The 20,329-nt window shown below is 38.0% G+C and carries 9 protein-coding genes; 7 read left to right on the top strand and 2 right to left on the bottom strand.

Annotated features, from left to right (window positions below):
* Nucleotides 1-231: 231 nt before the first annotated feature.
* The 3 genes from IPM92_00235 (at nucleotide 232) to IPM92_00245 (ending at nucleotide 6,724) form a co-directional block, all read left to right on the top strand.
* The gene (locus IPM92_00235; protein MBK9106831.1) at nucleotides 232-3,405 is read left to right on the top strand and encodes a histidine kinase; all 3,174 of its coding nucleotides are present in this window, start codon (nucleotides 232-234) and stop codon (nucleotides 3,403-3,405) included.
* A complete protein-coding gene (locus IPM92_00240) occupies nucleotides 3,402-4,151 on the top strand; it encodes a response regulator transcription factor (protein MBK9106832.1) in 750 nt (249 codons plus the stop codon). The genes IPM92_00235 and IPM92_00240 overlap by 4 nt, the downstream gene beginning before the upstream one ends.
* A gap of 233 nt (nucleotides 4,152-4,384) precedes the next feature.
* Nucleotides 4,385-6,724: a serine hydrolase gene (locus IPM92_00245; GenBank protein MBK9106833.1), complete on the top strand. Its 2,340-nt coding sequence runs from the start codon at nucleotides 4,385-4,387 to the stop codon at nucleotides 6,722-6,724.
* Between the two features lie 1,341 nt (nucleotides 6,725-8,065).
* On the opposite strand, the gene IPM92_00250 is transcribed toward IPM92_00245, so the two are convergent.
* Entirely contained in the window at nucleotides 8,066-10,066 is a 2,001-nt protein-coding gene (locus IPM92_00250) for a hypothetical protein (GenBank protein ID MBK9106834.1), read from the bottom strand.
* A gap of 153 nt (nucleotides 10,067-10,219) precedes the next feature.
* Between IPM92_00250 and IPM92_00255 the strand changes: the two genes are divergently transcribed.
* Nucleotides 10,220-11,476 (top strand): pentapeptide repeat-containing protein, encoded by a 1,257-nt coding sequence (locus tag IPM92_00255; protein MBK9106835.1) that lies wholly within the window; start codon nucleotides 10,220-10,222, stop codon nucleotides 11,474-11,476.
* On the opposite strand, the gene IPM92_00260 is transcribed toward IPM92_00255, so the two are convergent.
* On the bottom strand, nucleotides 11,473-12,360 hold the full coding sequence (locus IPM92_00260; GenBank protein ID MBK9106836.1) for a hypothetical protein: 888 nt from the start codon (nucleotides 12,358-12,360) through the stop codon (nucleotides 11,473-11,475). The genes IPM92_00255 and IPM92_00260 overlap by 4 nt on opposite strands.
* A gap of 597 nt (nucleotides 12,361-12,957) precedes the next feature.
* On the opposite strand from IPM92_00260, the gene IPM92_00265 reads away from it, so the two are divergent.
* The 3 genes from IPM92_00265 (at nucleotide 12,958) to IPM92_00275 (ending at nucleotide 20,315) form a co-directional block, all read left to right on the top strand.
* Nucleotides 12,958-16,812 carry a right-handed parallel beta-helix repeat-containing protein gene (locus tag IPM92_00265; protein MBK9106837.1) on the top strand — a complete coding sequence of 1,285 codons (3,855 nt, stop codon included), beginning with the start codon at nucleotides 12,958-12,960 and terminating at the stop codon, nucleotides 16,810-16,812.
* A 58-nt stretch (nucleotides 16,813-16,870) separates the two neighbouring features.
* On the top strand, nucleotides 16,871-18,622 hold the full coding sequence (locus tag IPM92_00270; GenBank protein MBK9106838.1) for a hypothetical protein: 1,752 nt from the start codon (nucleotides 16,871-16,873) through the stop codon (nucleotides 18,620-18,622).
* A 187-nt stretch (nucleotides 18,623-18,809) separates the two neighbouring features.
* Nucleotides 18,810-20,315 (top strand): right-handed parallel beta-helix repeat-containing protein, encoded by a 1,506-nt coding sequence (locus tag IPM92_00275; protein MBK9106839.1) that lies wholly within the window; start codon nucleotides 18,810-18,812, stop codon nucleotides 20,313-20,315.
* Nucleotides 20,316-20,329 lie beyond the last annotated feature (14 nt).

Here is a 20,329-nt window from a genome sequence, read left to right on the forward strand (position 1 = left end):
GCACTAATTGGTTGTCCTCTGTCGAAGAGATTTTATTTTAAAATAATAAATACAAATCTGGATATTTTTTAAATCTAAAAGTTGAACACGAATATAATATTCGCATTTATACTTTATTTTTTTCAAAATGCATAAAAATGCTTCCGATTGTCAATTAGAAGCACCCACTTATCAATTGGAATCCAATTAGCCTATAGCAGATCATGACATAACTTTGTAGCTTTACGGGCAATGAGTTTTGCTTCACTTATTTTAGACTTGCGCACTTTAATTATCGGCTTTTATGGGCTTTTTATAATCCCTGTTCAACTTTTGTCGCAAGTCGACAATGCGAGTTTTCAACATTTGAATATTGAAAATGGGCTTTCCAACAATACAATTAATAGTATCGTTCAGGATGATGAAGGATACATTTGGATTGCAACCAACGATGGTTTAAACAAGTTCAATGGATATACATCAAAGTTATTTTATCCCAATAAGCTTGATTCCAACAACATCGTAAATACCAGTCTAGGATGCTCATTTAAAGATTCCAAAGGGAGGTTATGGTTTGGGGCAAATGGTTTGATTCTTTGTGATCCTGTTAATGAAAGTTTCACCACATACAAATATATTGCTGGGAATACCAGAAGCATTCCCAGTAATGATGTCTTTTGTATCATTGAAGATGAGCATTTAAATATTTGGGTAGGAACGCGCAGTGGATTGGTGAGGTTTGACGAGGTCCAACATGATTTTACCAGATTTTACAATGATACCATTGGTAATACATATGAAATTTATAGCAGGAATAGAATTATTGATATGGTTTCCGATCGCAGTGGAAATTTGTGGTTGGCCACACTTGCCGGCTTATATCAATTCTCGCTGACAGGTAAACATTTTACACCTTTCCTTTTGAATCCGAAGCAAACTAAATCGCGCACTGCAAATCAAAGTAAGTACTTATGTATTGACCAATGTGGCACGATCTGGATCAATTATTATGAAAGTGGACTGTACCGCTTTGATGTGTATTCTAAAAAATATACAAAGGTCATTTTCTCTGATGAAAATATGAACCAGGCTGCGCTCAGAATGAATTCGATCATCTGCGATTCCAAAAATAATATTTGGATCGCGAGCTCTTTTAACGGATTAATTTATCGCGATTCAAAGCTAAATGTTTGGAAACATTATCAGCATGATGTTTTCAATTCTAAAAGCCTAGCAGAAAATAAATTGATCAGTTTATATGAAGATCGGTCTGGAATGATATGGGTCGGGACCGCAAGTAAGGGTGTTGATCGAATTCCTGAAGTGCGTGAGAATTTTATGAATTTCATGCTTCAACCGGGTAAACTTCATTCTCTTTGTGAAAATGATATAAGTTGTTTTCATGAGGATAAAAACCATAATTTATGGATGGGTAGCAAAAGCGGACTCATGTTTTATAACAGAGCGCTCAACACATTCAAATGTTACAAGCACGATATTAAAAATTCCAATTCCCTTACTGATAATTGTATTTACAGTATTGACATAGATTCGATGGATAACCTTTGGATTGCAACTGAGAATGGCCTTAACTATTTTGAGCCTGATCTGAATCGATGGACCCGGTATCCATACCAGGAGGAAAACGTGAATGGAATTGCAAGCAGACTGGTGTTAGATGTGAGAATCAGAAAGAATGGTGAAGTGTGGTTGGCTACCGCTGAATTAGTTTGCCGTTTTGTGCCGAAGTCAGGAACATTCGAAAACAGGCATAATACTCCGGCTATTGAAAATTTACACCATGCTTTTTATGCAACTCTTTTTGAAGACCGTCAACAATCAATGTGGGTATCTACAACCAAATCTGGATTTTTTAAGTTAGATGATCAGTTTAATCTGATAAGTTCTTATAGAAAATCAGGAGGTTTTCATGCGAATACGGTGCACCAATTTGAAGAGGATTCTTCCGGTACATTGTGGATGGCATCTGATATGGGTGTTTATTACAAAAAAAGCGGAGAAGAAACAGTACGGAAATTGAAAAGTACAAATGCTGTTTTAAACGGCGATATAAAATCGATCGTCTTAGATGAAGATGGTAAGTTTTGGGTCGGCACCTTATCGGGTTTAGTGCATTTTACTTTGGATCAAAACATGAATATTCTAAGCTTAAGAATTTTCACTGATAAAGATGGATTGCAAAGTAAGGCGTTTAATACATTCGCTGGAATCCGTTTGGCTTCAGGCGAACTCTGTTTTGGGGGGATCAATGGTTTTAATATTTTTAATCCTTCCACTATTAGATACAATTCATTTTTACCGCCAATTAAATTTGCCAGTTTTAAATTGCAAAATCGGGATACTCCAGTGGCGGATTTTATCGGAAATGGAACAAGCCTCAATCTGAATTATGATCAGAATGATTTTTCCTTTGAGATGACAGCGCTGAATTATAATAATCCTGCTAAAAATCAATTTGGCTATCAGCTTATTGGATATGATAAGAAGATCAACTATAACGCCGGGAATAGAATGGGTCAATATTCAAATGTTCCTCCCGGAAATTATCAGCTGAAAATCCTGGGATCCAATAATGATGGGATGTGGAATGCAGAAGGAGCCATATTAAATTTAACAATCCATCCACCTTATTGGAAGACCATTTGGTTCAGAATATTCATTGTTTTACTGATAGGATTGTCTGGATCGGTACTATATTCTCAAAAAATAAAAACAATTCAAAAACAAGAAAAAGAAAAAGCAGAAGTTGAGAAAAAAATTGCAGAGGCAAAATCTATAGCCTTGAGAGCTCAGATGAATCCCCATTTTATTTTCAATTCTATGAATTCCATTCAGCATCTGATCTCTGAATCTGCCAAAGAAGACGCGCATAAGTATTTATCCAAGTTTTCAAAATTGATGCGCTTGGTACTTGAAAATTCCAGTAAAACACATATTACAATAGCATCGGAAACGGAAATGTTGAAATTATATCTTGAAATGGAGTCATTGCGTTTTGCCAATAAATTCACTTATCATATTCAGATTGGAGATGATATGGACTTAGCTGAAGCAGAGATTCCTTCAATGTTGTTGCATCCATTTGTCGAAAACGCAGTGATTCATGGTTTACTCAATAAGTTGGAACCGGGGCATCTCAACATTTCTATCAACCGGCAATCTGGTCAACTCATCTGTATCATTGAAGACAATGGAATTGGCCGTGCTGCCGCCGGAGAAATTAAAAAAAGGAAAGTGAACGCGCACCATTCGCTGGGCTTACAGGTAACCGAAGATAGGATCAAAATGATGGAGACAATCACAAATAAAAAAGCGCAAATTAAAATTGAGGATTTGAAAAATGAAGATGGAATTCCTGCGGGAACGCGGGTCGTTATTGAAATGCCTGTTGAATTCATGTCATGATTCGAGCTATATTAATTGATGATGAACCCAGAAGTTTAAAATTGCTGGTTAATTTAATCGGGGAGTATTGTCCTCAAGTTAAATTGTTGGGAATAGCTACAAAGGTGGAGGATGCTTTTTTATTAATTCAAAACAATTTACCAGACGTCATTTTTTTGGATATTGAAATGCAGCGGGAAACGGGTTTTGATTTATTAAACCGCTTTTCAAAAATCCAGTTTGAAATCATATTTACAACTGCATTTGAACATTATGCTTTAAAGGCTATTAAGTTTTCGGCTCTGGACTATCTTTTGAAACCTATAGACATCGAAGAACTCAAACTTGCGGTGGCAAAGGTCGAACAAAACGGTCAACATCAAAAGATGAACAAGCGTTTGGAAACTTTTATGCAAAATATGCAGCTTGCGAAAACCGACCACTACCAATTGGCCTTACCTTCGTCTGATGGTTTGAACTTTATTCAAATTCAGGATATCTTATACTTGAAATCGGACCGACAATACACTATTTTCTATACTAAAACTGGTGAGAAAATAGTGACATCCAAAAACCTCGGAGAATATGAAGACCTCTTGAAGGATTTTAATTTTTTCAGGGTACATCATTCCTCCCTGATCAACCTCAATGAAGCTAAAAAGTATCTTCGCGGTGAAGGGGGTTCTGTCATTATGAGCAATGGCCAGGAGATCGAAGTTTCAAAACGAAAGAAAGAAAAATTTCTGAAGCAATTTGCCAAAAAGTAAAAATTCATCTCATTTCTTTCCAGTTGTACAACAGTCTTTACCACTTGTCAATTCAAGTTTGACGAATCCATTTTAATGTGGATGTTTGCTGTGGGATTCATCTTTCAAGCAATCACAGCTGAATTGGAATATGGAGATTGGAAATCATACTTAAGATCAATGAAAAAGAATGAATCCTCTAACCTTGCCATATTTTTTTCTTGTATTTATTTATTCACTTTAAATATGGAATTATGAAGAAATTATTTTTTGCATTATTTATTTTAGTTTTAGACAAAAGTGCTCAGGCACAGAATTTCAATCCCGATCTGGCACTTAAATTACAAAACAAGCTAAATGAACTGGTTGCCGGGAATCCAATTACAAAAGGGGTTTCGGCCGGTGTTTATGTTCCGGGTCAGGGCATGTGGACCGGGGCGAGTGGTGTGTCTTTTGCAGGGCAAGCTCTTACTACCGATATGAAATTAGGCCTGGCCAGTAATAGCAAATTATTTACGGCCGTGGTCATGCTTGTGTTAGCTGAGAAAAATATAATAACGCTGGAAGACAAACTCAGCAAATGGCTACCGACTTATAAAAATGTAGATCCAAATATTACCATTCGGCAACTGCTCAACCATACCAGTGGTGTTGAAGATATGTTCAGTACACAGGCGCAAATAGATTCCATTTTTAAAAATCCAAGTCGAAAATGGACACCACAAGAAGTTCTTTCGTGGATTGGCCCCAAAAAATTTGCGCCGGGAGCAGGTTTCTATTATTCGAATACAAATTACATCCTGGCCGGGATGGTAGCTGATAAGGCTACCGGAAAGCACATTTCAAAATTGATCCGGGAGTATATACTTACACCATTGCAAATGAACAACACATATTATGATCTGGAAGAAGCCATTCCGGGAGTCATTGCCCACAGATGGTATAATTCAATTGATTATCACGATACTTCTCTGGTTTCTTTGCACTCAGCAGTTGGTGCAGCGGGATCTTTATTTTCAACGCCTTCAGATATGCTCATGTGGTATTCTAAATTGATGAATGGCGAAGTCATCAATTCAAATTCTTTAGCCCAAATGACGGATTTTAAATCTCCTGGAAATTATGGCCTGGGTATTAGTAAAATTTTGTTGGCTGCTTTTAATAAATCCGTTTGGGGTCATGGCGGAAATACAATAGGTTACAGAACGAGAATGATTTACGACCCATGCATGAAAGTGATTGCATGCGGATTGTCAAATTCAAATCCATCAGGCGTAGATGGCGTCACTGCAATACTTTATCAGGTGCTTTTTGAAAACCTTCCGGCTTGTGCAGGCGCTATTTCAGGAAATGCCACGGTTTGTCAGGGGCAAAGTTTCATTACGTATACCGTTCCTGCTATCCTCAATGCTACAAGTTATATCTGGACGCTTCCAAACGGATTTACAGGAAGTAGTTCAACAAATAGCATTACGGTAAAAGTAAACAACACTGCGGTCTCAGGTAAAATTGTAGTGGTAGGCAAGAATGTATATGGAGAGGGAGCCGCTTCCACATTGAATATTACCGTAAATCCAATGCCTTTGGCATATATCACATCAGACGGCTCGTCCAATATTTGCGTTGGCGGAACGATGAACCTCACTGCAAATACGACAGCAAGCATTTATTCCTGGAATACAGGTGCAACAACAAAAACAATAAATATTTCTAAAGGCGGAACCTACAATCTGACGGTGACCAATGGATTTGGATGCAAGTCAATGCCAGCATCTATTGTGATTCAAGTGATGAATGTGCCGGGAATTCCCGGAAATATTTCAGGTAACCTGTATTCCAATTGTATGGCCACTACAGTTTTTAAAATTAATAAAGTAGCCAATGCAAGTTCGTATACATGGGCTACAGATATTGCGGGTGCGGTAGTAACTAAAGTTCCAAATTCTTCAGACACCGCTGCGAGTATTAGTTTTCCGGTATTTTCAAGCGGCAGCATTCAGGTCACTGCAAAAAATATTTGCGGATCGGGCAAAGTTAAAAACTTGACGGTCTATGGAATTCCAGCAGCTGCTAATAAGATTTTCGGAAAATTAAATCCATGCGTTGGTGCTACCCAGAATTATTATATTGCAAATATCCCGGGTGCAATAAAGTATCATTGGACAGTACCACCGGGCACCACTATCATTAGTGGAGCAACCACCAATGTCATTAAAGTTTTGATCGGAAATCAAGGCGGTGACATCACCGTTAAGGTTGAAAATGCATGTGGCCTTGGCTTGCAAAAGAAAATAACGATTTCAACGCCTTGTCAGTTACAACCCGAAGCAATTAAGACTGCTAGCCTACTTTCTATTTTCCCTAATCCGTTTTATGATATTTTTTCAATAGAAATGAATCATTCTTTTTCAACTACAGGCATCGTCCAAATTTCTGATATTCATAGTAAAATCATTTGGTCAAAAGAGTACGCTGTAAACGAAGGCTACAATGTTTTTTCTGTAGACATGAGCCATTTGAAGAGCGGATTATATACCTTGATTTATATTACGCCAGAAAATATGAAAAGTATTCGGATTGTAAAGAATGAATAGTTTTTAAAAACTATTCATGATGTAAAATAGAATTTTCAAGAAGGGACTTTGATTGAAATGCGCTCAAATAAAATCTAATATTTTTTAAGAGTTTACATTTCTAATCAAAGTCCTTTTCTTTTCTTAAGATAAAATTTAACTACAACCGGCTTTAGCCGGATTCATTAAAGTTAACCATTCATGCATATTGGATTCAAGAATTAATAATCTTTGATCAATATTAGTGCAACCCCATTCTTTAAAACAAATGGTGCTATTTATAAAGCTAAAAATTCTAGATTTCTCAGCCGGCTTCAGCCGGATCCAAAAACGCAAACCCAAAAATTATAAATTGGAAACGCAAACCAAAAAATTCGACCATGAATAAACCCCGCCCTATAACTAGGAATGGGTTTCAACCCATTCCGTAAATAATCCATTCCGTAAATAACCCCATTCCGCAAATTCAACCCATTACGTAAATAATTATATACCGTAAAATGAATCCATCCCAATCAGTACGCATCCCAATTTTCCAGTTGAAGCTGTAAGCTATTAAGAAATCCGAATCAAATTGGAAACATCCCCACACAAAGCCGGCTTCAGCCGGATCCAAAAACGCAAACCCAAAAATTATAAACAGAAAACGCCACCCCAAAAACCGACCATGAATAAACCCCGCCCTATAACTAGGAATGGGTTTCAACCCATTCCGTAAATAATCCATTCCGTAAATAACCCCATTCCGTAAATAACCCCATTCCGTAAATAATTATATTCCGTAAAATGAATCCATCCCAATCATTACGTATCCCAATTTTCCAGCTGAAGCTGTAAGCTATTAAGAAATCCGAATCAAATTGGAAACATCCCCACCCAAAGCCGGCTTCAGCCGGACTCAAAAACGCAAACCCAAAAATTAAAAATTGGAAACGCAAACCAAAAAATTCGAGCATGAATAAACCCCGCCCTATAACTAGGAATGGGTTTCAACCCATTCCGTAAATAATCCATTCCGTAAATAACCCCATTCCGCAAATTCAACCCATTACGTAAATAATTATATACCGTAAAATGAATCCATCCCAATCAGTACGCATCCCAATTTTCCAGTTGAAGCTGTAAGCTATTAAGAAATCCGAATCAAATTGGAAACATCCCCACCCAAAGCCGGCTTCAGCCGGACTCAAAAACGCAAACCCAAAAATTAAAAATTGGAAACGAAAACCAAAAAAACCGACCATGAATCAACCCCGCCCTATAACTAGGAATGGGGTTTCAACCCATTCCGTAAATAATCCCATTCCGCAAATAATTATATTCCGTAAATCAACCCATCCACCAAATAACCCAATGCACATCCTAAAAATAACTCTTCTGAACTTCTCTAGGCCGCACTATCGGAGTTTTTGGGGTAAATGAAATATCCATAAATTTTATGTTGCCGTCGGGTGTAATTTCCAGCATGACCGATTGGTAGGGTTTAAATTCGATTTTAATATTTTGTGTTTTTCCGTTCGCTGAAATTTTATAATCCATGATTTTCGATTCCGTTACTAACGATTGTCCGGAATAGACCGGATATTGCAAATTCTTTGAAGGCCATTGTGCTAAAAATAAATACTTGGTTCCGTCTTTTGTAGTTCGGCACCAGTATTCCGGTAAACTGTTGCCTTGAATGAGTGCTTGTTTATTATAGTTTTGTTCAAAATTTGAGAAAACATTTTCTAATTCATAAAGTTGTTTGAGCATTTTGGAAAATGCAGATGATTTGGATAGACCTGGTTGTGCTGGCGTTTGTTTGATACATATGGGCAGACCTTTTTGAGCCAATTGCAAAACCCTTTTTAACGCACGAATGTCCATATATTTGACATCAATGTACAAAAGTGAAAAATGAGCATCTCCAACTAACAACTGTTTGTTTTTTAATTTTGCCGTTTCCAAAAAATGTCTGTTGATCCACATTGGATGATAGCCGGCAACTTCTTCAGGAGTATGAACATACCGCATTTCATATTCACCCCAGACCCAAACCCGTTGGCGCTCCTTCGGTAAAGGACCCTTCATTACTGCATCTTCATAGGGAATGTACACCGCAACATCCGTATATGTTTTTCCCTTTTGCAAAATACCCGACACTTTTTCTACATAGGCATTGAATGCCGGTAATTCTTCCGTCAGACTTCCTCCGGGACCGATATAACAGGTGGCAAAGAAATCAATGGTATCTGAACCTTTTGGGTTAAAAGGCATTCCGCAATAAATATGATGATTGATCCCATTGGCAAATAAAGCATCGGCAACCATTTTTAAATCTGCAGTTTGCTCTTTACGAAGATACGTATTAGGAAACCCATACATACAGGTAAAGGATTCACACGAAACTACTTGTTTAGAAGCTAAACATCCGGCTGAGCTCACAATTTTAGAATAATTCGGATCGTTTAACATCGCTTCAGATTCCGGGATATCCGGTAGGGCATAGGTCGTCATGATGTCTGCCGGCGCGCCCAGACATTGTACCCGCGACCAGGCACCTATTTCTTTGCACTTATTTACATAAGGAATGTAAAATCCTTTGGTTACATATTCATCAAGCAACATCATATAATCGTAACGTACATCGGGAAAAGAATCCAGTCCCATATCCATATATGGAATGATGTCATAGCCAAATTTTTCTTTAAATGTTTTATCAAAACCCGGAGTCCATAATTTATTTGTCTTATTGAGCTTAATTTCCCATGAATCGGTAAACAATACTGTTTTAGCTCCTTTTAAGATATCTTTAAAAGCCCTTTGTATGGGCTCTGCAAAAATTTCAAATGCTTTTGGATCCATGTGATTGATGACGCGCATATTTTCAGGCCACGACCATGAAAACGTTAGCAACTGGCTAAAGGAAGTATCGCCATAAATTTGAGTGCCATACTGTTTTTCAATATTATGTCCGGCAACAGGCCAGGCACTTCCAAAAGTGAAATCACAAGCCATTCCAATCGTATCTGCATAGCGTTTTGTGTAGGCAACAATTTCAATCCATTCTTTACTCAACCATTTTTGCGCACTGGTATCGACCGGGTAATGGCGATTGAAATCTCTTTGATACCAGAATTGATATCGGTGTAAGGGAAATAACCATGCAATTTCGAGTCCGCCAAAATTGTTTTCTTTTGCCCAATCCAATTGATATTTGACGTCGCGTTCTTTAATTTCGGTTGCAAACCAAAACCAGCGAGCCATGGGTTTTGAGGATTGGTAATAGGAATTCGGTGGCCTTGACCTATTGGATTCAGCTGGCTTTACAAATGCTGAAATCCCGGGCAATAAATACAAGCTTAGAAAAATAATCTGTAACATACTCATTATGCAATGATAACAAATATGCATTATTTGTACAAGAATTGTTTATTGGATTTGTATTACAGATGCTTGACTCTAATGATTAAGCTTTACTTTTGTGCCCGGATGTTTTTTAATTTTTGAAACCGGGAAGTTTTCTTTTTGCAAATCATGAAATTAAACTTGACTACAGTTTTAGTTCTATTTCTGACCGCACTTTTGGGCTGGTTTTTGGGTTTTATTAAAATCCCATACCTACAAGTGAAATATACTTTTTACCTGGGATTTGTCGCCGGACTGGTGTTGCTTACTCTCTTCCTAATTATTTTAAATTCTTTTAAGAACTCAAATCAAAATCTGTCCATTCAAAATATTCTTTCCGGCAATCATAATAAAAATAAACAAGCGTTTGTAAGGAATATTTGGGTGCTTTTTATTCTTACAGGCCTCATTTTATTAGCAGGATACATTGGATACGCATGGAATAAAAGTAAAATGCGAAAATTGGATCAGCTCGAAACGGAGTTGGCAGAATTAAGAATGCAGGCGAGTCTCGATGATCAAAAGAATAAGATCAGCTTGTTGCTTGAATTAATCCACACAATGGATTCAATGAGGGTTCAAACAAAAGACACTTTTGTATTGCAACAAATGACCAGGCGACTGGTATCATTGAGTTCAACATTTAAAGTACAGAAGCAATGGGATTCTGAAAGCAAATCCTATCGCGAATTGAGTTCGATGCGGGGGATGTTGTTACTTGCTTTTTTAAATTCCGGATTGGACTCTGCTACTTTTCAAAATATAAAAGACCAACTAAGTTTTTCCTATGCGGATCTGAGAAACGCAGATCTGCGCGGCCAAAACTTGCAGGGAATAGATCTGAGTTACGCAAATTTGGAGCAGGCCAATCTGGAAGGAGCACAGTTAGATTATGCCTTATTTCGCGGGGCAAATCTGATAGCTACTAATTTGAATCGTACAACTTTGGTGGAGACCAATTTTATAGGCGCTAAACTCAATTGGGCAAAAGTTAATGAGGCTAAAATGAATTATGCCAGATTGGATAGCGCCGATTTTTCGAATGCCACTATCTGCAAATCCAATTTAAAATATGCTACTTATATAAATACGATGATGCGTTATGCGCTGCTTCAAGATTCAGATATGAGTAATGGATTTTTTATCAGCACTGATTTTAGTCATGCCAATTTATCGAAATCGAATTTGAAAGACCCCGATTTCAGAAAAGCAAATCTCATTGGAACTATACTGAGCAATGTTATCATACAGGATGACTGGTTTCAATTGTTAAGCAAAGAATCTAACGAAGGAGTGCAGGAAATTATAACAAACTATCATGTGATTCGCGACAGTACTGCGGTAAAAGATTCTATTATAGTGCGTCTCGAGGCAAAATTTCATTAAAGTGTTTCCAACAGCGAATTGATTTTTTTCGAGAATTTGATCACCACCGGATCTGTTTCCCGAAAAGGCTCCATGCCAATTTCCAAAGCCCACATGTAATAACTTTGAAGGTCGTTGAGGTAAGCGGTCAGCAATGATGGTGAGCATATTGTTTTTTCATCCAGTCCGTATTTGGTTTTCAGTTTTAGACCGAGTTTTTGTCCAATCTCATTATTCAGAATATCTACATAATTATCTACCGGATTGTTGATTGAATCTTTCAATTGACTTTCCTTAAATATACCCGTGGTAAGTTCTGGCATGTAAAGTCTTTCGTGCATATCTCCAATTAGATCGGCTAGTTCTTCAGAAAAAAAGGAAGTAATGAGGGCTTGAGCCGTGACGTGATTAAACGTATTTATAAAACCTTTTTCCGAACTGTCTTTGGCCGTATGATAGGCTAAATCCGGTGTATGAATATGGCGGAATGTTGTTTCGGCAAGATCGTAAAAGGCAACATCCTTTGAACCAAAAATGTCGGCTCTTCTGCGACTAAGGATATGCATTTTTTCCAATTCATTTCTTTGCCTGACTGCACTTGGATGTCTAAAAATAAATTTAGCTTTTGAAAAATAATCCTGCTTTTGAATGTTTACCAAATCCCCCTGATTCAAACCGGATGTCAATGTTCTTGTAATCTTTTCTCCGTTACTCACATACTTTAAAGTGACCGTAGATGGCCGTTTTAGTGAGCTGTCCTGTTGTAAATATGTTTCTGCATATTGGATTGAAACGCTTTTTTTAAAATCATTTAGATTTTGGAAGCGGGTGGAAAGCAGGGCTTTGGTTTTTATCTTGAAAGGATCAATGCAACTGTTTGGAAAGACTTCATTTTGTGGATTCATTGAAATGTATGCTCTGTGGAAACGTGGACTTTCAGATGATTTAGAGAAGCAAGATATGAAACAGACCAACAATGTGAAGAAAATGGAAATGAACAAATGAGTGGTGTTGAAATGATGAAGCATGGACTGGGATAAGAGGGTAAATTTTTTATTGTGATAGTGGAATAAATAATAAAATGCAAACAATAACTCAAATATTATGGAAACATTTAAACAAAACTAAATATTCATTTAAACATAATAATATTTTTGGAATAGAATTACTAAATGAGTCCTGGGATAATGAGCTATTTTGTGTTTAAAAGTGTTAATTATTTGTTAAGTACTTTTTTTTTTTCATCTAATTTTATAATAAATAAAATTTAAGTTTTTAAATTTAAGCGATTTTGGATGAAACCTAAGCCAATACCCCATTGAACATATTGTAACACCCGTTTCGGTTTTATTTTCAGTTTCATATAATTAAAAAAGCCCACGATCACCCATCGACTGGGGATGCAGGCCTTCTACTCGCGAAAATAGACTGCAATTTAGGCTAATTTTAATGATTATGAAATTGTTGGGTACCATATTATTTAACAATTTAAATCATGTACAATGAAAAAATTAATTTTCATTCCGTTGCTGGCCTTATTTATTTTGGTAAGCAACAAAACAACTGCTCAATCCAGCAGTTGCGAATTTATTGTAACAAAGGCGATCTGCCTGGAAAACGGATTAAAAGAAATTTGTGTTGAGGGTCTGGACTTTCCCGGCACTCATGAATGGGTCATCACTGCTATCGGCGGGTCATGTGCTCAAACCAATTTTACCGGCCGGAAAGTTTGTTTTCAATGCACTTTATCCGCTAATGGGTATATTCAAATTGATCATACTTTCCTTCCGTCAGAAGGACTGCCAGAATCTTGTACCAAAAATGTTTATGCATCCTGCAACCCGAATTGTAGTTTATGGAATTTTAGTACCGTATTTAATTCAGACTGTTCTGTAACCTTTAGCATCAACCCAAACTTTAATGCAGATCATATCACCTGGGTTTTTGGTGATGGGAGCGATGCCATTCAGTATCCCTTTAGTGAAAAATCAATTGTTCATTTGTACTCAGTACCGGGAACCTATCAGGTATGTGTCACGCTTCGTTTTGATGAATATTATTATCAAACTTGCTGCTTTGAAGTGTTTGTACCACCCTGCCCAGAATGCGAGCCCGATCCCATTTCCTGGGAAGAGTGCCCGCCGGCTGGAGAAGAATGTTGCATTAAGTTTAGTTTCAATTCGCCTTATGATTCACCGCAATACGTTTGGGATTTTGGCGATCAAAGTCCACCGGTCTCAACTACAACCAAAATGGTAGAACACAACTTCATTGGTCGAGGTCCGTATTACATTTGCGTCACTTATACAATTGAAGATCATCCTTACACCTGTTGTGAATGGATCGATCTGCCGCCCTGTGATTGTTGTGAGAGCGCTGATTTTTCTTTTGATGTTCAGACCATCACCAATTACCTGTCCTGTATGGGCAATGTGTATAAATGTGCACCTGTCTGTGACAGACCGGGCATGACTGTAAATAGATGGATTTACTCAGACGGTACAGTGATTAATACAGGCACTCCCAATGGCGCTCCTCCTGACCATGTATTTACTAATTATGTCAATACAAGCGGTCAGGTTTGTGTAACTCATCAGATCTTATGTGATAACCAAATTATTGATGAGGTGACTAAATGTTTGCCCTTTTATCCGGGGGCCTATCTCGGAAAAGCTGGAGAAGACCTCGAAATGTCGGATGTATTAAGCAACCAGGGTGGAATCACGGTCTTTGATTTTATAACTCAAAATGCAAGTAACCCGGCCGCTCCTTTGTATATTGAGGGTAATTTAATCGTCGATATCAATTCCAATTTTAATCAAGGTATTTGGAATATGGCACGGAGTTCTCAAATTATTGTGAATTACAACAGGACTTTTGGGCTTAACGGGACCACAATTCAAACCGCCCGACGAGTCAATATTGGATTTCCATGTTGCAGGTGGGTTGGGATTAAAGCAAATCCAAGGGCTACATTAAATTGGACTTCTGCAACCATCACTGATGCTGAGATCATGCTTGAACTTCTGAGTCCGTATATTAGTATAGGAGCCACTTTGAATTTCACCGACAATGATTTTCTTGAAAATGTAAATGGAATAAGATCATTTCGACATCGGCCCCGCTTCGTAAATTTTCACAACAATACGTTTGAGGGCTGTAAGAACTGCACGGTACTTTGTGGTTGTGATGAAGGTACCGGAATATATCTCGACATGAATGGTATTACCTCTTTACCGACCAATTTTCCTGTGACCGGATCGAGAAATATTATTAAAAATTTCGAGTACGGCATTCATGCCATCAATACCAATTTGTCTGTCAGGAATTTTTATATACACGATGTTGATAACACTGGATTATGGTTTGTAAAAAACCTGGCGAATCCTTTTAATCTCACAATGGATTTGTTGGAATTTCAAAATATACCGACAGCCGTTAGAGATCAGATCAGTGGTGGAGGATCTCATACCTTAACGGCGGTAGCATCTATTCCACAACCAAATTCCAGCCTTAAATTTTCAGAAATATTCAGAGGCTATGATGTCAGCATTGATCAAAGTCAATTTAGCGGAACCATCAACAACAATCAGATAGCAACCAACGGAGGTGCAACTAACTTTGGTATCAAAGTATCACTTACGGGTAGTATTGGCAACCAATTTACGGCAGATCACAACCAAATCACTGTTGCATCGGGAGGAAGCAGTTGTATGGGCATCAGTCTTTTGGCAGATGTGGATAACCAGCAAAATGCCGTATTAAAATTTAATGAAATAACGGCAGTGGGTCTGGATCCCGGAGCCGGCATCTATGTGAGCAACTGGAAGACTTCCAGTGTGACTGACAATACGCTGACCATGGGCTCACCCAAACCCGGCATCGAATTTTCAAACAGCGGTGGTTCACTGATCCAGTGCAATGGGATCAACTTTGGTACTAAAGGCCTCTTGTTTAACATATCTCCGGAAAATGATATTGTAAACAATACTTGTAATGCGAATGTGATTGGCATACATTTCAACGGAAATTGTCAGGCTATCACAGGCTCTTTTATCGCGGAAAACAAATTTCAGAGCAACTCTCAGGAAGGCTCTTTGTATAATGCTAACGCATTGACCGGGATTCAGCATCATCAAATGTACAATTCATGGCTGCCCGTGGTGAGCTCTGTTAAGGCTAGGCACCCAAACTCTTTTAATGCTGCTCAATGCCAGTTTTGGGCTCCAATTGATGAGGTTAAACCTTCTGTCCATCTGCCGGAATATATTGTTGATGTTTTATTTAAACTAGAAGGTCCTGTTGCCGGATTTCCACAGGAATGTTCCATAGGAACAGGCGGCGAAAATTATTTGCAATACCACATCAATGATTCTTTAGCAGCGCTTGCTTATGACGAACTGCTGGGTACGAGCGATTTGTTTGATAGTCTGGACTTGCCTTTAGCCAATAGTTTGAAACAGTCGATTTACGAGCTGATCTTGTTGTGGCCAGCCTGGATCAACGGGCATCCCAATATTGCAGCATTCTACACTGCACATACCAATGGATTCATCGGCCAAAGTTCAACACTGCGTGGTCAAATGAAGGATTTTCTGCTGGTGCTCGAGGCTCAGGCCATTGCATTGAATGCGCTGTATGCCCAATACGACAGCCTAGCCGGTCAATTAACGGCTTTGGATCTGCAGTTATTGAATGAAAGCGATCCTGTGATCATTGAAAACCTGCTCAACCAGATGGGCAGTATCGAGTTGCAAATGGAGGATTTGATCCAGAGCATCTCAAGCCAGATGCAGTCTAACGAGCAAACAAACCTGACTACGATCAACGATTTTCAAATGACCAACAACAATCTGTCTGCCACTACTCTGGATGAACTCAACGAAAAGAAGATCAATGATATCATCCTGAAGATCTGGAGGGCAGAGATTTTAACGATGACTGAAGAAGATGATCTTCGGGCGATAGCGCAGTATTGTTATGCTTATGGTGGTCGTGCAGTATTTGATGCCCAAAATCTCTGTCTGACTTTGTTGGGCGAATACTATGCTCAGGAAAACTGCAGCAATAATTTTGGAGGAGTACAAACCAGACTCAGAAAGAATTTTGAACTGCAATTAAGTCCTAATCCTGTTCGGGATGAATTGATCATTCGTACAGAGCCTTCTGGTGAAAAGAAGTGGCCTGATGATTTGCGGGTGATTAACAGTTTAGGTAAATCTTTGGATGTTGAGCTAAAGCGATTAGATCCTTATGCAGCCAGCCTGCCGGTAGGGCATTTGCCCAACGGTGTGTATTTTATTTCGGCTGAACAAAACGGACAAAGGAAATTGTTCAAGTTTGTTGTAAGTCATTAATGAAACATAGGTGGAGGTCAAAATGATTTGACCTCCACTTTTTTAAAACTCTGATACTATGAAAAATTTAAAGCCATTTTTATTATGGCTGATAATGTTTAGTCATTCCTTCATATTCACCCAACAATTTAAGTTTGAGTGGGCGCGGTCATTTGGAGGGAGTAAAGATGAAATAGATCGCGTCATGAAAGTGGATAAGAAAGGAGACCTCTATCTTTTCTGTGAGGTGTACTCCTCTCATTTTTCCATTGACAATAGATTTTTCTTTGATTGGATAAATCCTGAAAATTATCCCAGCAATGCTGTGTTGTTGAAATATTCCCCATCAGGTGAGCTCTTATGGGGGCGGGCACTCAAAACAAACATTATAGGAATCGAAGCTTATGGCATAGTCATAGATCAGGACAATAATGTAATCATATCCGGTTTTCACCAGGGCAATGAAATTTACTTGGATACAGTGAAACTATATTCAAGTGTTAATGTAAATTCATTTGCATTTATTTTGAAATTAAATGAGGAGGGGGAGTTATTAAAATACCAAACCTTTGCAGAAGTCATTCGTGGTACCTTAAACAACCAAGGTGGCATCGCAATAGATAAATCGGGCAATTATTACTTGCCTGCTCAAACGAGAAAAAGTATTATCGACAAAAATAAGGATACGATTTTCAACTCAGATCTTACAAAAGGAAGATATTTATTATTATTCAAATTAGACCAGGATTTTAATCCGATCTGGATCAAAAAATATTATAATGTAGATGGATATTTTGGCGATGTCAAAGTAGATGGTGAGGATAATATTATAGTATACGGGATGTTCCGCGGTCGAGAATTAACAGTTGATTCATTTACAGTACGCAATGCGGAGACGGTTTATTTGCAGGAAGATTTTGGCCAGGATGAGGTTTATATACTTAAATTAAATGGAGATGGCGAAACGATCTGGTTAAAATCTGTACAAGGTAAGGATGTTGAATATTGTGCATATAATGACATAAGTTTTGATAAAGAAAATAATATATACCTGGGTGGCATGTTTGGTAGTGATACTTTAAAGTTTTCTGAAAATATATATTTACATAAGGATAAAGTCCGATCTAACTTTTTTGATATTTTTTATAGTGTGTATGATAAAACCGGAGAATGTCAATGGGCTAAAACAATAGAGAGAAAGATTGAAGGTTTAGCCGATAATATGAGCATTCATTTAATAAGTTCTAATCATCTGATTATTTCTGGCAATTACTCAACGCAGAATTTTCAAGCTGGAAACGCACAGTTAAGCAATAAAGGGCGTTCAGATTCTTTTATTTTATTGGCAAATAATAATGGTGAAATTATAACAGGGACAACATATGGTGGAGAGAATAATGATTATGAACAACAGGTAGCATCTGATGGGCGCAGTGTATATATTTTTGGAATGTTCGGAAGCAGGGAATTAATGATTAATGATACCATACTCAAAAACGATACTACTGACGGTTCACTAGATGCTGTGCTGATTAAATACAGCATCGATTCACTCACGTCAGCATCTAATCTACCGGAAGATCAAATCGAGATAGGAGTTTATCCAAACCCTGCAAAAGAACAGATAAGGCTGCAACTGCCGGAAGCGATGGCGCAAGGATTATTATTTTATAATTTGTTTGATATCGATGGAAAATGGGTGAGCTCGGGATTGTTAAGATCAAAACATGCAGAGATATCCGTACGGTCGCTCTTGCCAGGTCAATATATTATAAAAGGGGGATCCTTAGGAGCTAAGAAGTTTGTAGGGAGGTTTATGAAAATGGAATAGGATGATTTGCCATTTTTTTAAAGGCAAGAAGTTATTATTTTGTAGGTAGCAATTAGAATTGTTGAAATGAAGAATTGATGGTATACAAATCCGTTTAATTTCATTACTTGAATATTCAATAAAGCCATCCAAACTCGATACCACTTTGAGTAAAACTATACCTATGTTTGTATAGTAAATGAACGATATGCCATACAGAATATACTTACTTTTATTGTTCTATTTAATTTCTTGCTCCTTATACTCAAAACACTACGACATCCGGTCGTTCGGTGCCATTGGCGATGGCATCACCCTTAATACAAGGTCCATCCAAAAGGCAATTGATCAGGCACATTCCGATGGCGGTGGTGTCGTGATTTTCCCGTCAGGAGTTTTTGTTTCGGGTTCACTTTATATGAAAAGTGGGGTAAGCCTACATTTGGAAAAACGGGCTGTTTTGATGGGGAGTACAGATTTAAAGGATTATTCGAGGGTCTATAAGTGGTTAGCTTTGTTATTGGCTCAAGACGTAACAGATATTGCAATTACTGGTAAAGGCACTATTGATGGCAGTGGCGTTGCTTTGGGGCTACATACCGACAGTTTATTTTATGCCGGGAAAATTGAAAGCAGACATTACCATTTTACTGAAAAAAGAGTCTGGCACGAATTCAGACCGCAGATCATTGAGTTTTTTCGTTGCAGCAAAATCCGGCTAACAGATGTTACCCTTAAAAATGCTTCCAGTTGGGTCCAGTCATTCGAACAATGCAATCATATTGTCATAGATCGGATGACCGTCGATAGCGATGCCTACTGGAACAACGACGGAATCGATATTGTAGATTGTCAGAATGTTAGAATAACAAATTGCGATATCAACGCTTCAGATGATGGTATTTGCATTAAATCAGAAGATTTTAGTTTGAAACAAATCAACGAGAATATTTACATTTCCGATTGCAAAATCAGATCCAGTGCTTCAGCCATCAAATTTGGTACATCTCTCGTTAGTGGGGCCAGAAATGTAGTGATCAGAAATATTAAAGTTTACGATACGTATCGCTCAGCTATTGCCATTGAAGCCACACAGGGCGGTTTTATTGAAAATGTGTTGGTTGAAAATATTGTCGCAACGAATACGGGCAATGCCATCTTCATGCGCATTGGCAGAGTACGTGGTGCCGAAAAAGCAGGCCCTTTGCGCAACGTAACCATCAGAAATATGAAAGTGACGGTACCTTTTGAAACACCTGATATCGATTACGAGATCAGAGGTCCTGGTTTTACCACCTTTCACAATGTATTGCCTTCTTCAATTACAGGAAACCCCGGAGTTTTTGTAGAAAATGTAACCATAGAAAATGTAAAAATTATTTATCCGGGCAGAGGGAATAAAGCTTATGCCCACATGCCTTTATATCGCATCAAAGACATCCCGGAACTCGAAACAAGCTATCCTGAATTTTCCATGTTTGGAGAGCTACCCGCATGGGGTTTTTACGTTAGACATGTAAAGGGCTTGACCTTTAAAAATATTGAACTCGAAATTAAAAAACCGGATTATCGCCCGGCGATGGTAATCGACGATACACATGGTCTCAATATTGAATCCCTCAAAGTAAAAGGGGATAACAAAGCAGAACCCATATTTTATAAAGACACCAGCGATGTAAAATGTGTAGATCTGAAAGTATATTTGAAAAAATAATTCATCATCTTGGT

The organism is Saprospiraceae bacterium (assembly GCA_016719615.1).
Lineage (GTDB): Bacteria > Bacteroidota > Bacteroidia > Chitinophagales > Saprospiraceae > Vicinibacter.

Coding starts and splice junctions, on each gene's coding strand:
- IPM92_00235 (MBK9106831.1), top strand. CDS start 232: ATGAGTTTTGCTTCACTTATTTTAGACTTGCGCACTTTAATTATCGGC.
- IPM92_00240 (MBK9106832.1), top strand. CDS start 3,402: ATGATTCGAGCTATATTAATTGATGATGAACCCAGAAGTTTAAAATTG.
- IPM92_00245 (MBK9106833.1), top strand. CDS start 4,385: ATGAAGAAATTATTTTTTGCATTATTTATTTTAGTTTTAGACAAAAGT.
- IPM92_00250 (MBK9106834.1), bottom strand. CDS start 10,066: ATGTTACAGATTATTTTTCTAAGCTTGTATTTATTGCCCGGGATTTCA.
- IPM92_00255 (MBK9106835.1), top strand. CDS start 10,220: ATGAAATTAAACTTGACTACAGTTTTAGTTCTATTTCTGACCGCACTT.
- IPM92_00260 (MBK9106836.1), bottom strand. CDS start 12,360: ATGAATCCACAAAATGAAGTCTTTCCAAACAGTTGCATTGATCCTTTC.
- IPM92_00265 (MBK9106837.1), top strand. CDS start 12,958: ATGAAAAAATTAATTTTCATTCCGTTGCTGGCCTTATTTATTTTGGTA.
- IPM92_00270 (MBK9106838.1), top strand. CDS start 16,871: ATGAAAAATTTAAAGCCATTTTTATTATGGCTGATAATGTTTAGTCAT.
- IPM92_00275 (MBK9106839.1), top strand. CDS start 18,810: ATGCCATACAGAATATACTTACTTTTATTGTTCTATTTAATTTCTTGC.